The 14096-nt window shown below is 38.3% G+C and carries 9 protein-coding genes; 7 read left to right on the forward strand and 2 right to left on the reverse strand.

What is annotated here, in order from left to right:
- Positions 1-1075: 1075 nt before the first annotated feature.
- Positions 1076-1729, forward strand: a complete 654-nt coding sequence (gene fsa / locus ACFIKJ_RS02900; RefSeq protein ID WP_375625222.1) for a fructose-6-phosphate aldolase — start codon at positions 1076-1078, stop codon at positions 1727-1729.
- Here fsa and lptE read toward each other — a convergent pair.
- Positions 1726-2322: an LPS assembly lipoprotein LptE gene (lptE, locus tag ACFIKJ_RS02905; protein WP_375670234.1), complete on the reverse strand. Its 597-nt coding sequence runs from the start codon at positions 2320-2322 to the stop codon at positions 1726-1728. The genes fsa and lptE overlap by 4 nt on opposite strands.
- A complete protein-coding gene (gene leuS, locus ACFIKJ_RS02910; protein ID WP_375670249.1) occupies positions 2309-4951 on the reverse strand; it encodes a leucine--tRNA ligase in 2643 nt (880 codons plus the stop codon). The genes lptE and leuS overlap by 14 nt, the downstream gene beginning before the upstream one ends.
- 165 nt (positions 4952-5116) lie before the next feature.
- Between leuS and ACFIKJ_RS02915 the strand changes: the two genes are divergently transcribed.
- From ACFIKJ_RS02915 to ACFIKJ_RS02940, 6 genes are all read left to right on the forward strand, one after another.
- The gene (locus ACFIKJ_RS02915; protein WP_375670235.1) at positions 5117-5806 is read left to right on the forward strand and encodes a YggS family pyridoxal phosphate-dependent enzyme; all 690 of its coding nucleotides are present in this window, start codon (positions 5117-5119) and stop codon (positions 5804-5806) included.
- A 1101-nt stretch (positions 5807-6907) separates the two neighbouring features.
- Positions 6908-7222 (forward strand): hypothetical protein, encoded by a 315-nt coding sequence (locus tag ACFIKJ_RS02920; RefSeq protein ID WP_375651714.1) that lies wholly within the window; start codon positions 6908-6910, stop codon positions 7220-7222.
- Positions 7223-8105: 883 nt separating this feature from the next.
- The gene (gene acs, locus ACFIKJ_RS02925; RefSeq protein WP_375670236.1) at positions 8106-10049 is read left to right on the forward strand and encodes an acetate--CoA ligase; all 1944 of its coding nucleotides are present in this window, start codon (positions 8106-8108) and stop codon (positions 10047-10049) included.
- A gap of 556 nt (positions 10050-10605) precedes the next feature.
- Positions 10606-11265 (forward strand): cell division ATP-binding protein FtsE, encoded by a 660-nt coding sequence (gene ftsE, locus ACFIKJ_RS02930; protein WP_273723097.1) that lies wholly within the window; start codon positions 10606-10608, stop codon positions 11263-11265.
- On the forward strand, positions 11258-12211 hold the full coding sequence (locus ACFIKJ_RS02935) for a cell division protein FtsX (protein WP_375625217.1): 954 nt from the start codon (positions 11258-11260) through the stop codon (positions 12209-12211). The genes ftsE and ACFIKJ_RS02935 overlap by 8 nt, the downstream gene beginning before the upstream one ends.
- Positions 12212-12215: 4 nt before the next feature.
- Positions 12216-12887: a YdcF family protein gene (locus ACFIKJ_RS02940; protein WP_375651712.1), complete on the forward strand. Its 672-nt coding sequence runs from the start codon at positions 12216-12218 to the stop codon at positions 12885-12887.
- The last annotated feature ends 1209 nt before the right edge of the window (positions 12888-14096 follow it).

Below are 14096 nucleotides of genomic sequence, written 5' to 3' on the forward strand. Positions count from 1 at the left end.
AAACACCAACAGGTCTAAACCTTACCTTTAAACACTCTTATAAAATTCATTGCAGGATTCAATCTCTCCCCCTATCATAACTCTTTTCTCACAAAAATTCTTTTTAACACTCATTCCATCACCAAAGTGTCAATAAAAGAACCAATCTCATCCTCTATAACAAAAAACTTTATAGCAAAAAAACTAGCGCCTTTCTTCTGTGCAAATAAAGCGCATCACTATTAAGCATTCAACATGATATCGTCAGTGCGCTCTTCAACAAAGCGATCCCATAGTGTAACTTCTTCCCAACACACACGTTTATTTTTTTACCGCTTCATATCTCAATTTATCTTCAACAAACTGATTTATAAAAATATAATCATCATTATACCTATTGTAATAAAAACCATCAGTACGATGAATTTTTCTCATTTCAAACTCATCGAGGAACATTTGTAAATCCTTATCAATGAGAGAGTCTCCTATGATTTGAATTACAGGGAGAATAGTATTGCAAATGGAACCGTTACAATATTCACCTTGGCTTTGTGCCAAAAAGTGAAAACACGTGCCTACATCTTTCAGCTTGATTGAGAATCAAGCAACAATACAAGTAGCACAAAAGCGTATTGTTGAAGAATGGGTAACACAGAATAAATCAATGTATTGACCATAAAAAAACACTTCATATGTAAAATTTACATGCCTTCTTCAATGGTGTTTTACGATAAAATAAATCCATTCACTTCTATCAAAAATGAGGTTAAACGTACCCCCCTGAAAAAAGGAGGTATCTTATGATGCTCTCTCAAATATCAAGAGCAATCGCAAATAGGAAATGAGCAAAGTGTGTGATAATGCTAGCTTATTTTCATAAGTATAAAAATACCGCTACGCAAAGATTCCAATACGCAAAAATGTTGGTACGCAATGAGCCCTATGCCTTATCAAGAGCAACGATATAAAATGGGTACATGGTTAACATCATAGCATTCTTGTTCTTTATACAGAGATTAATTCTTTCTCTTGCTTTTGCAATCAACAATAGCGCATAACAAAAAATATGATAAAAGCTAACAAGAAGAGGTTAGAGATGAAGTTTTTTGTGGATAGCGCCAATATTGAAGAAATTCAAGAGTTACAGAATTTAAGCCTTGTTGATGGTGTCACCACCAATCCCTCTCTTATCCTAAAATCAGGACGCAATATTCTTGATGTTACAAAAGAAATTTGTGCTCTCATTAGCGGACCTGTTTCTGCTGAAGTTGCAGCAACGGAATTTGAAAGCATGATGAAAGAAGCGGCTGTTTTAGCAAAGATTGCCGACAATATTTGTATCAAGCTTCCTTTAACATTCGATGGATTAAAAGCCTGTAAAGCCCTCACAAAAGAAGGACTAAAAACAAATCTCACACTTTGTTTTTCTGCCAATCAAGCCTTACTTGCTGCCAAAGCAGGCGCAACATTCGTTTCACCTTTTATTGGTAGACTTGATGATTGTGGAAATGATGGAAGTGAACTGCTTCATGAAATTCGCACAATTTATGATAACTATAACTTTGAAACACAAATCTTGGCCGCTTCAATCCGCACCGTTAATCATGTCAAAGAAGCAGCACTCAGTGGTGCTGACGTTGCAACAGTTCCACCAGCAATATTAAAAGCACTAGTCAAACACCCTCTCACTGATAAAGGGTTGCAAATATTTCTCAACGACTGGAAAAAAACAGGACAAAATATTGCTTAATATCTAGAGTTTTTATTGGAAAGATCTTTTGAAAGTAACAAAAAAATCTGTTCAGCCAACTCTTCAGCAACCCGTTTTTTTGCATCTTCTTCTGCTTGCATCGTTGCATATTCTTGACGAAGTCGGTCAAAAGATGCATTCATCATTGCTGTTCCTTTTGCAACAAGAGTATTTTTCATATCCTGCAAAGTATAAGAAGCTCTGCTCATAACAGTTCCAACAGAAGGTCGTCCTTTTCGTTTTTTCTCGAAATCAACCTCTATCTGCATAGATTCTCTTGTAGATACAGATATCTGCAATGCCAATCGATAAGCAGGTAGAGAAGGTTTAGCACCATTTCCATACAAAAGAAAAAGCAGATGATTGCGCACCATTTGACCAAAACGATCCGAAGGCTCTTCCACAACAATAGAAGCAAGCTTTTGCGCAAGCCCCAAAGAAGCTTGCCCAGAAACAAGATTCCCATAAGAAGCAGAATTCATTGTCATTGCACTCTGCAATTCTTGACGATAAAGCGGTTCAACTTTGCATCCACACAACAGTGTGAATACACCAGCTAAAACAACAAGAATCAAACTTTTAAAAAACGACATTCACAATCCTTTTTGGAACAACAATGATTTTTTTCACAGGCTTTTCAACCAGCTGCGCCTTTACAAAATCTAAAGCCAAAACCGCTTCTTTAATCATCGCTTCATCAGCAGTTGCTGCAACGCTCACCTCACCGCGTTTTTTACCATTAATTTGTACTGGCAAAGTATAGCATTCCGCAACGGTTAACGCGCTGTCATAAACAGGCCAAGCAAGCGCAGACATTAAAGTTTTTCCCCCTAAAGCAGCATGACATTCTTCTGCTAAATGAGGCATCATCGGTGCAATCATGGCAAGAAAAAAATCCATGGCTTGACGTAAAGAAGCTTTCATTTCATCGTCAACACTTGCTATCTTGTTGAGCAACGGTGCCATAATATTCAAGAATTCATAAAGGCGTGCAATAGCCCGATTAAAAGCAAATTTTTCCAAATCATCTTCTACAGCGCAAAGCGTACGATGTGCAGCTTTTGAGAGTTCCAAAGCTGCCCCCTGATGCCCTGCACAAGGCGCCACATCCTTTAAAACAGAAGCACTCAAAGCCACATGGCGCCAAACACGCTGTACAAAGCGATGGGCTCCTTCAACACCAGATTCTGTCCAGATGACATCCCGATCAGGAGGAGAATCTGACAACACAAACCAACGCACAGTATCCGCGCCATAGGATGCGATAATATCATCAGGATCAACGACATTCTTTTTGGATTTCGACATTTTTTCAATCGAACCAATCATCACTTCACTTTGATCAGTCAATTTATAAGCCTGTCGTTTTCCATCCTTTTCAACAATGGAAATTTCTGCTGGAGAAACCCACCCTTGATCATCCCGATAGGTTTCATGAACCACCATACCTTGGGTAAAAAGCCCCTTAAAAGGCTCATCAACAGTCGCATGGCCGATCAATTTCATGGCACGCATAAAAAAGCGCGCATAAAGAAGATGCAAAATGGCATGCTCAATTCCACCAATATATTGTTGCACAGGCAACCATTCAGAGATTGCTTGTTTGTCGACAGGTTCCTGCGCAAAAGGAGCCGTAAAGCGTGCATAATACCAAGAAGAGTCAACAAATGTATCCATAGTATCGGTTTCACGTTTGGCAGGTTGACCACAGGAAGGACAAGTAACATTCTGCCACCTTTCATGCCGTGCAAGAGGATTTCCAGGTTGATCAAAAGTAACATCATCAGGCAACACAACCGGCAAATCAGTACGCGGCACAGGAATCACTCCGCAAGATGTACAATGGATCATCGGAATGGGGCACCCCCAATAACGTTGCCGCGAAATCCCCCAATCACGCAAACGAAATTGCACTGTTTTTTTCCCTTGCGGTTGCCCATTGAGCATTTGTTCTTCAAGCCTTTTGGCTGCTTCTTCAAAAGCTTGTTGAGGTGTCAAACCATCCAAAAAGCTGGAGTTGATCATCACACCATCACCCGTATAAGCTGTTTCAGCAATGACAAAATCTTCTGCTTGCTCTCCTTTTGGCAAAACCACCGGTTTTATTGGAAGATCATATTTACGCGCAAAATCAAAATCTCTCTGATCATGAGCCGGACAACCAAAAACAACCCCTGTTCCATAGTCCATAAGCACAAAATTAGCGATATAAACAGGAATATGTACTGTTGAATCAAAAGGATGAACTGCCAAAAGGGGCGTAAGAAATCCTTGTTTTTCAGCTGTTTCAAGTGCTGCTGTTGTCGTCCCACCACACCGACAATTTTCAATAAAAGCACTCAACGCTTTGTCTTTTTTTGCCAAAGCTTGTGCAATAGGATGATCAACAGACAGAGCCAAAAAGGAAGCGCCAAACAGTGTATCAGGACGCGTTGAATAACAAACAACCTCATCAAATTTCTCACAAACATCATCAACACCACCCGCCGACTTTAAAGCCCAACGAATCAGCAAACCTTGTGATTTTCCAATCCAATTTTTCTGCATAGTGCGAACTTTTTCGGGCCACTGCTCCAGCTCTTCAAGCCCAGCCAAGAGCTCTTCACTAAAGTCGCTAATTTTGAAAAACCACTGCGTCAATTCACGCTGTTCCACCAACGCACCAGAACGCCAACCCCGCCCATCAACAACCTGCTCATTGGCCAAAACGGTGTGGTCAACAGGGTCCCAATTCACCTTAGCCACTTTACGTGCAACCAACCCCTTTTGATAGAAATCAAGGAACAACATTTGTTGACGATGGTAATATTCCACATCACAAGTCGCAAATTCACGCGTCCAATCTAAAGAGAGCCCTAATTGCTTTAATTGCCCGCGCATTACAGCAATATTTTGATAAGTCCAAGTTTTAGGATGCACTTTACTTTGCAGAGCAGCATTCTCAGCCGGCATACCAAAAGCATCCCACCCCATAGGATGAAGCACATTAAAACCCATTGCCCTTTTATAGCGTGCCACCACATCCCCCATGGCATAATTGCGCACATGCCCCATGTGAATGCGGCCTGACGGATAAGGAAACATTTCTAAAACATAATATTTTTCACGAGCATCTTCTTGAACAGTCTGAAAAATTTTCTTTTCATCCCAAATTTCTTGCCATTTTTTTTCTCTCGCACGTGGATTATAGCGTTCGCCTATATTATAATGTTCAATCGTCATTCCCATTATACTCTTTTAATAAAACAGAACCAAAAACTTGTTTTATTATGCTTGACCATGGATTAAGCTCATCGTCAACATTTTCGTGAAATATTTCCCTAAGTATTTTATAAAACTTTTAAAAAAACGACCAACTCTTGAACAAAAAAGGTAAAGCACAAAAATATGAATACACAAACGCCCCTCAATGCCCCTTCCATTGAAGCATGGCAAAACCTTCAAAAAGACATTGCTGAAACATGTCAAGAGCTACAACGCCCTATAGAAGAAATTGAACTTATCGCTGTTTCAAAAACTGTTTCTGCCGCTGATATACGTCCCCTTTTACAAGCAGGCCAATCTTTGTTTGCAGAAAACCGCGTACAAGAAGCGGCACAAAAATGGCTCGGGTTACGTCAACAATTTGAAAATATTAAGCTTCATCTCATCGGTCCCCTACAATCAAATAAAACAGCAGAAGCGATCAAACTTTTTGATGTTATTCAAACGGTTGACCGTGAAAAAATAGCAAAAAGCTTATCTGAAGAAATGGAAAAACAAAAAAGGCATCTTCCTTGCTATGTTCAGGTTAACATTGGCTTAGAACCGCAAAAAAGTGGTATCGCACCACAAGAAGCGACATCTTTTGTCAACCAATGCAAAAACAACTATGGACTTGATATCATCGGTCTTATGGGCATCCCCCCTGTCGATGAAAACCCCGGACCCTATTTCGCGCTCTTAGCAAAATTAGCAAAACAAGCAGGTCTTCCAAAGCTTTCCATGGGTATGTCCAGTGACTTCAAAACTGCTCTACAGTTTGGCTCTAACGTCCTTCGCATTGGCTCCGCTTTATTTGGAAAACGCCCTGTGTAAAGCAATTTCCTCTCATATAAATTCATTCCCCCTTCATATAAATTCCCATTGAAAATTCTACGAACAAGCCAAAAACAACAGAAATGAGAAAAAATATTTCCTTCAATATCAATAAGAGCAATTCTAGCAAAAAAGATTCCAGTCCCTCTTTCATCCTGTTAGCAAAATAAGCAAAAAAGCTGGTCTTCTCAAAATTCTCACCAGCACATCCACAACACGTACAATAGATTTAAGATAGCATTGCAATTTGGCTCTCATATTCTCGCACATTGGTTCTACTTCACCTCCCCTCTGACCGCCTCTCCAGCAAAAGCAACGTAAAAAATAAATCCTTATATAAAGGCAAAATGATAAGAGGGGCGTTGCGCATGAATGAAAAACTATCGCGAAATAAATAATTGCAAAAGAATATTCAATACGATTATCGCAATGATTTCCATTAAAAATCATGAATTCTCTTAAACTTCTCCAACACGCGTAAACAATTTCCCCACATGCCAATGGCGTAAAGCAGGCAAAAAGAGGCTTATGGCTGCATAATACAGTAACAAAACTCTTTCATGTAAGCCACTTGAGAAAAATAAACATCTCAATTGCCCAATAGAGCACCAAGAGCTGCGCTAAACAACATGAATAGCAATCTATAAGGTCTCCAACAATAGCATAAAGACTTTCTATGCTCTACAAAGCGTAAAATACGGTCAATATTCGCCTGAAAAATAAAAGAACGAATCCCGTTCATATGCACATAATACATGCAGGCAAAACAATGGCAATGAAACCGATTTCAATAACGATATTTCTTTATCGTTCTCATAAACAAAGAGAAAAACACCAATTTTTTCAGATGCACATTTTTCTAATTTTAAACTTTAATTAATAAAAAATATGATGTCATTTCTTGTGTTTAAAAATATTATAAATAATATTATTATATTATAAAGAATAATATTTCATATACATAATATAGTTATTATTTATACAGTATTTTATTGCCATTTTTAAAGTTTATATTTTACATTTTTCTAAAAATACGCGATAGCCATTTCAAATGTATCATTATGATACTACTTTTAATGTGGATAATTAAGGAGAATTAATATGTTTGGTTCATTCAACACATTCGGTCATATGGTGACAAAGCCTTCTTTTGGTCATTCGCACAATTCAAGACCTTTTCATGGAATATCAAAACATACTCATGGAAATGCATGTAGCTTTAATGGTTTTGCTAATAACATGATTTCACACGCCTCTACACTAGGAGTTCAGGGAGGGCTAACAGGAGCAGCAGGGGGAGCTCTGTTTGGAGGACTAGGAGGTGCTCTTACAGGTGGAACTGTAGGTTTGGGAGGGGGACTCATTGGAGGCGCTATTTATGGCTTTGGACAGTCAGCTTGGAATTATTGGTTCTAATTTATAAGAATTGTTGGTTCTAATTTATAAAAAGTAGCTACAAAGATATCTCTGAAGATAAATAATTCTGTAAATATATTCGAAAGAATATACCAAAATTAAATATCTACATCTGTGGACAAAATAGTTTTCGGAGATATCTATTGTGGATCACATCTTATAATCAGGATTTTGTTATAATGAATATTCTTTATGAAATCATAAGACTGTTTTGCATTCTCATTGTATTCATCCCTATATATGCTATTGGTTTTAAAAAAATTGGTGGTTACAGTTGGAAAGTATCTATAAAATCAACATTATATACAGTAATTCTGTTCATTATTTCTGATATTTTGTGTAGATACTTCGGTTTATATTAATATTTATTGGATGAGTCCCAAGTACACTGAATAAAGTAGCTATGGTGCTATTAATGAGAAATTATCATTTATAATCACAGATTTTACTCATAAAATTATTGAATCGCTTATAGCAACGTTTTTTTCTGGTTTTATATATATTTTTTATTATAAGTTTATTTATTACAATTGGGAAGATTCTCTAAAAAAGTCATTATTAATAAGCTGTATATTCTTTCTTGTTAGTCTTTTATTTAACGATATTGGTTTATATCAACTTATAAAAAATATTTTATAATAGACATTTTTAAAATGTCTTTATGCGTTTATAAAAAGCTCTATACCGCAATAGGCTTTGCCACATTTGAGTATCCTAAAAACATAGAATACCCTCTTTAATATCATCACATCAGATTTTAAAAATTGACTATTCTAATCTTTGTCATTTAGTCTAACCTCACAATGAAAAGCTTTAGGGACGACTCTGCCACAAATATAAAAATACAATGGCTGATTTTTCTAAAAAATAAAAAGAGGGAAACATGACTGAAAAAATCTATCCAGTATCAGAAGAGATCAAAAAAAATACTTTGCTCGACGAGGAAACTTATCAACAATGGTATCGAGAAAGCATCGATGATCCAGAAAGCTTCTGGGCCAAACATGGTCAACGCATTGAATGGTTTAAACCTTTTACAAAAGTAAAAAACACTTCTTTTAACGGAGATGTCTCCATTCAATGGTACGAAGATGGGATAACAAATGTTGCCTATAATTGCATTGATCGCCACCTGAAAACCCATGGAGACAAAATCGCGCTTATTTGGGAAGGAGATAATCCTTATCATGATAAAAAAATAACCTATAACGAGCTTTATGAACATGTTTGTCGTTTTGCCAATCTTTTGAAAAGTCGTGGCATTAAGAAAGGCGATAAAGTAACCATTTATCTTCCCATGATACCCGAAGCAGCCTATGCTATGCTCGCGTGTGCCCGCATTGGTGCTGTTCATTCGGTTATCTTTGCTGGCTTTTCTGCAGAGGCAATAGCAGGACGCCTTGTTGACTGCGAATCAACCTTCATCATTACCGCTGATCACGGCTTGCGTGGCGGCAAACGGATCAACTTAAAAGACAATGTTGATCATGCTATTGAGATAGCAGCACGCCAAAACGTGCATGTAGACCAAGTCATGGTTATACGGCGGACTTGTGGACCCATTCAATGGATAGAGGGGCGTGATTTTTGGTACCATGAAGAGATAACTCATGCCAAAACAGATTGCCCACCAGAACCAATGAACGCTGAAGATCCACTTTTTATTCTTTATACTTCAGGCTCCACCGGCACCCCCAAAGGCGTTTTGCATACCACAGCGGGCTATCTTGTTTATGCCGCGATGACACATCAATACGTTTTTGATTACCATCCCGATGAAGTTTACTGGTGTACAGCTGATATTGGTTGGATTACCGGTCATTCTTACTTGGTTTATGGACCTTTATGCAATGGTGCGACTACTTTAATGTTTGAAGGCACACCAACCTTTCCTGACAAAGGAAGATTTTGGCAAATTGTCGACAAACACCAAGTTAATACACTCTATACCGCACCAACAGCTATCCGCGCCTTGATGGGAGCAGGAAATTCGTTTGTTGAACACTCAAACAGGACATCGTTGCGTCTTTTAGGCACGGTAGGAGAACCGATTAACCCAGAAGCATGGGAATGGTTTTATCATACAGTTGGAAATGACCGTTGTCCGATTCTCGATACATGGTGGCAAACGGAAACAGGAGGGCATATGATCACGCCCTTGCCTGGTGCAACCCCCCTCAAAGCAGGATCAGCCACACGTCCTTTTTTTGGTGTTCAACCCCAAATTGTTGATGCCCAAGGCAATATTTTAGAAGGTGAAGCAGAAGGCAATCTTTGTATCAGTGATTCATGGCCAGGACAAATGCGCACGCTTTATAAAGATCATGAGCGCTTTATTCAAACTTATTTTTCCTCCTATAAAGGAAGATATTTTACAGGCGATGGTTGTAGGCGCGATAGTGACGGCTATTACTGGATTACAGGGCGGGTTGATGACATACTCAATGTCTCGGGGCACAGGTTAGGAACTGCTGAAATTGAATCAGCCCTTGTTTCTCATCCCGCTGTATCAGAAGCAGCCATTGTGGGTTACCCGCATCCCATTAAAGGACAAGGAATTTATAGTTTTATCACCTTAATGGAAGGGACAGCTCCAAGTGAAGAGTTACAAAAAGAGCTTATTAAACATGTGAGAAAGGAAATAGGCTCCATTGCCATATTGGATAAAATTCAATTTTCCCCACAGCTTCCCAAAACGCGATCAGGAAAAATTATGAGACGTATTTTACGAAAAATTGCCGAAAACAATTTTGATACTCTCGGAGATATCTCAACTCTTGCCGAACCACAAGTTGTTGAAGATCTGATTGCTAACCGACAAAATTAAAGAACCCACGAAGAAATATAACATACGGTGGTTTTTGTTTTTTGCTAAAATTATCCTAGCATTGTTACGAAAACCACCGATGAGAATAAAAAACAAAACAATTCATGGGAAGCTCAACAACTCTAACAACAAACGCCTTTCTTCATAACAAATCAGAAACAATTGAAGAAAAAACTTCAAGATTGGAAGATACCAAGATTGGAATATGAATACAGATAAGAATAAGAAAGTAAGATAAAAAGAGCAACATAGCTTTTTAAAATCGCCCAGTACCCACTCAATGCAAAAAAGCCTCTGAGAAAGAAGGAAAAATAGTTCTGATGTTTATGCTAGAATCACTTTGAAATTCCTGCTAAAATCATAAATAAAGCTAAAAAGAGAAAGTATACGTGATAATATTCTTGAGCAAAAATATTTATCTATAACGAGGGTGTATAAAAAATATTGAAAACCATGAAATCTAAAATAAACAAGCTTAAAACAAAAATCTAAAGTAATGAAAGTAAGAGTTCTTAGAATAAATGATGCAATATAAAATCAGGAGTAATAATAAAAAGTGATTCATTTTGAAAATGTCGGTCTACGCTATGGAATGGGACCTGAGGTCCTTCGTGATATTAGCTTTCATATTCCTCCTGGATCATTTCAATTTCTCACTGGCGCCTCTGGAGCAGGGAAAACGTCGTTGATGCGTCTTATGTTTTTGGCACTCAAACCCACCCGCGGTCATATTGATTTATTTGGAACAGACACAGCATTACTCAAACGGCAAGAGCTCCCTGCGCTGCGACAACGTATCGGTGTAGTTTTTCAAGATTTTCGTTTACTCGACCACATGACCACTTATGAAAATGTCTCCTTACCTTTACGCATTAAAGGACAAGAAGAAGCAACCTATCGCAGTGAAGTGGAAGATCTTCTCTGTTGGGTAGGTCTGGGAGATCATATTCATGTTTTACCACCAGTTCTTTCTGGCGGAGAAAAACAAAGGGTAGCCATTGCACGCGCGCTCATTGATCAACCTGAAATTCTACTTGCCGATGAACCAACCGGAAATGTCGATCCGCCCTTAGCAAAACGCCTACTCCGTTTGTTTATTGAATTAAATCGTTTTGGAACAGCTGTGATCATTGCTACCCATGATATTGCCTTAATGGAACAAGTTGCAGCACGACGTATGCTTCTCCATAACGGACGGATGACGATTCATGAATAAGTCTTTCCCCATTTTTACAAGCAATAAAAAAAATACAACAGCGATTATTCCCAGTGGTAATATTTCTGGAAAAGCATTGGTTGCCGTTATTGCTATTATGACATTTCTTTCAAGCCTCACCTTAATCGGTGTTGATTTAGTCCAACGTGCCGCCCAAAATTGGAGTAATCAGATTAGCTATGAAGCAACAATACAAATACGCCCCATTGACAATGTTGATATCAACAAAGCTCTCCGTGATGCCGTACAATTGGTCAAAACATTTTCTGGTGTACAAGATGCAAAAATTGTTGACCAAAAAGCTACAGAAAAATTACTGGAGCCATGGCTTGGAACAGGTTTCAATATCAATGAACTGCCCCTTCCCCGCCTTATCATTGTGACTCTGAAGAGAGATGAAAAAATCAATTTTGCAGCCATTAATCACGCCATTAAAACCCAAATTCCAGGAGGTCAATTTGATGATCACCGTGTTTGGGTCCATCGTTTTGCGACCATGGCATACACCACTGTTTTCATTGGCTTTTCAATTTTAGCATTGGTTCTAGGCTCTCTTATTCTTACCATCATTTTTACCACCCGCAATGCATTGGCAGAAAATGCGCATATTATCAATGTCTTATATTTCCTTGGTACTGAAACTATTTTCATTGCCCGCCAATTTGACTGGCATTTTTTTAAAACTGCACTGCGTGGTGCTTTATATGGTGGTCTCACAAGCATATTTCTGTTTTTAGCCTTTTGTCTCTGGACGAATTATAACTTGGGAAGAGTGGAAGCTAGCCAAGTAACAGCTTTGTTTGGACATATTTCCATAAGTTCCGTTCCTTACGGAAAAATCATTTTTCTTATTATTTTCGTTTCTTTTCTTACCACCCTTACAAACCGCATGACTATTTTAGCGCAACTGAAAAAAATCGATCAATGTGAAAACGGTTTATTTTAATTTTATGACTCACCACTCCTACCATTCCAACTCATTGACGCAAAATGATTTAAAACGTCCTCTTCCAAAACGACCCCATTATCGTTGGTCTATGCGCTTTTTATTTTGCTATTTTCCACCGACAACACTTACTCTTGCAATCATTGTTTTTATTTTCTGGGGTGGTTTTATTGTTTTTTCTGAAAAAACTGAACGACTTTCTCCCCCAAAGCCTCTCCCCAAAGCTGATGCCATCATTGTGCTGACAGGCGGAGAAAACCGAATAGAGACAGGACTTAATCTCTTACAAAGGGGGCTTGGTTCACGACTCCTTATCAGTGGCGTAAACAGCACAACCAATCTGAAAGGTTTCATGCATAACAGGCATATTAGCCCACGACTTGTCTCCTGTTGTATTGACATTGGGCATCAAGCGATTAACACCAGAGGAAACGCCGAAGAAAGTGCTGCTTGGATCAAAAAACACCACTATAAGACCCTTTATATCGTCACCCATGATTACCATATGTGGCGCTCGATGCGAGAACTTAAGTATTTAATGCCTGATATCCATTTCATTGCTTATCCTGTTAAAAAGAGCGATGCTGAAAGCGCAATACAACAAATCAATCAAATCCGCATTCTCATATTCCAATATATTAAAACGCTCCAAGTCTATATCAGAACCGCATTCTAATCTTTATCCTTCTGACTTTTTTAAAAACCTTGCTACCCACGAACTGCTTCATACCGTTCTTTCCATATCCTTCCACACGAGGTTGCCTCTATAAAAGCTCGACAGAGCTACCCTCATATAACACAGAATACCCCAATACACGTATCACTGTATTGCACATTCACCCAAAGACATCTCTTACATCTCAAACATATCTCACAGCACGGAATCTGTACATGCCATCCCAATATATAAGCTCTTGTAAATAAAGCTCCCAGACAACTATAAGATCTCCAGACTTGTTATAAAGATCTATTGATACCACCGTCTTTACGCTTCATAAAAATACAAACCGCCCCATCCTATATTTTACCGCCCCGCCCAATATTACGATAGCTCTTAAGCCACTTGGGATGATTAGTAAGAGGCATACTTTACGCCTTTCTTAAACACGCACACACCAAACTCATATGACATGAAAAGAAGTAATTTTAATAGGTTTAAAATAAGAAAATTTATGATAATTAGATTTCTCATTCAACAGAGAGAAGGTTAAACTATCATGATAAATCAATATATTAGTAACAATCTCTTCATTCAACAAAGCACCTTCATAAGAGCATTTTAGATCACAGATAGGAATAAGCTCAAAACGCACACCGCCACGAACATCCCACACTTTTTATAGCAATATCTTTTGGCATAAATCATTTCCCTCTAAAAACACTTTTTGTTTGGCAGCCTCCCCAAAAAAGAACAAAAATTTTTAAACTCTAGCGATCTGTAAACAATAACAATCCAGCTTCTTATCTAACGCGTTCTCCCTGCTCACTTCCAATCACCCCTGCTCAAAGGACAGATTTCATGAGAGTTGTGATTTCCTTCCAACATCTCAAAGGACGATGACTCCTATCAGCAAAGGTTTGTAAACAATTCTACGTCTCTGGGCAAGTTCCTCTCTGCTTCCCCATTTATATGGTTTACTCACATAAGACTCAACGAACAAGCTCTGCTTAAAGCTATTCATCACGGTCGCTAAAGCGCATGCGTCATCATTTTATCCGTCTACTACCTATGATGTTTTATCACATGCAACATATTGATTTATAAAGATAAGTATTCTTCATCTTAAATAAGGATTTTGAATAGCATAAAACTCTCTCATTTTAAATCTATTCTCTGTTGAATCAATCAAAACCATTTTCTTGCACATCATAAAGGACTTGCACA

The sequence above is a fragment of the Bartonella sp. PS7NMGDW genome (assembly GCF_042193585.1).
In the GTDB taxonomy this organism is placed as follows: domain Bacteria; phylum Pseudomonadota; class Alphaproteobacteria; order Rhizobiales; family Rhizobiaceae; genus Bartonella; species Bartonella grahamii.

Coding starts and splice junctions, on each gene's coding strand:
- fsa (WP_375625222.1), top strand. CDS start 1,076: ATGAAGTTTTTTGTGGATAGCGCCAATATTGAAGAAATTCAAGAGTTA.
- lptE (WP_375670234.1), bottom strand. CDS start 2,322: ATGTCGTTTTTTAAAAGTTTGATTCTTGTTGTTTTAGCTGGTGTATTC.
- leuS (WP_375670249.1), bottom strand. CDS start 4,951: ATGACGATTGAACATTATAATATAGGCGAACGCTATAATCCACGTGCG.
- ACFIKJ_RS02915 (WP_375670235.1), top strand. CDS start 5,117: ATGAATACACAAACGCCCCTCAATGCCCCTTCCATTGAAGCATGGCAA.
- ACFIKJ_RS02920 (WP_375651714.1), top strand. CDS start 6,908: ATGTTTGGTTCATTCAACACATTCGGTCATATGGTGACAAAGCCTTCT.
- acs (WP_375670236.1), top strand. CDS start 8,106: ATGACTGAAAAAATCTATCCAGTATCAGAAGAGATCAAAAAAAATACT.
- ACFIKJ_RS02935 (WP_375625217.1), top strand. CDS start 11,258: ATGAATAAGTCTTTCCCCATTTTTACAAGCAATAAAAAAAATACAACA.
- ACFIKJ_RS02940 (WP_375651712.1), top strand. CDS start 12,216: ATGACTCACCACTCCTACCATTCCAACTCATTGACGCAAAATGATTTA.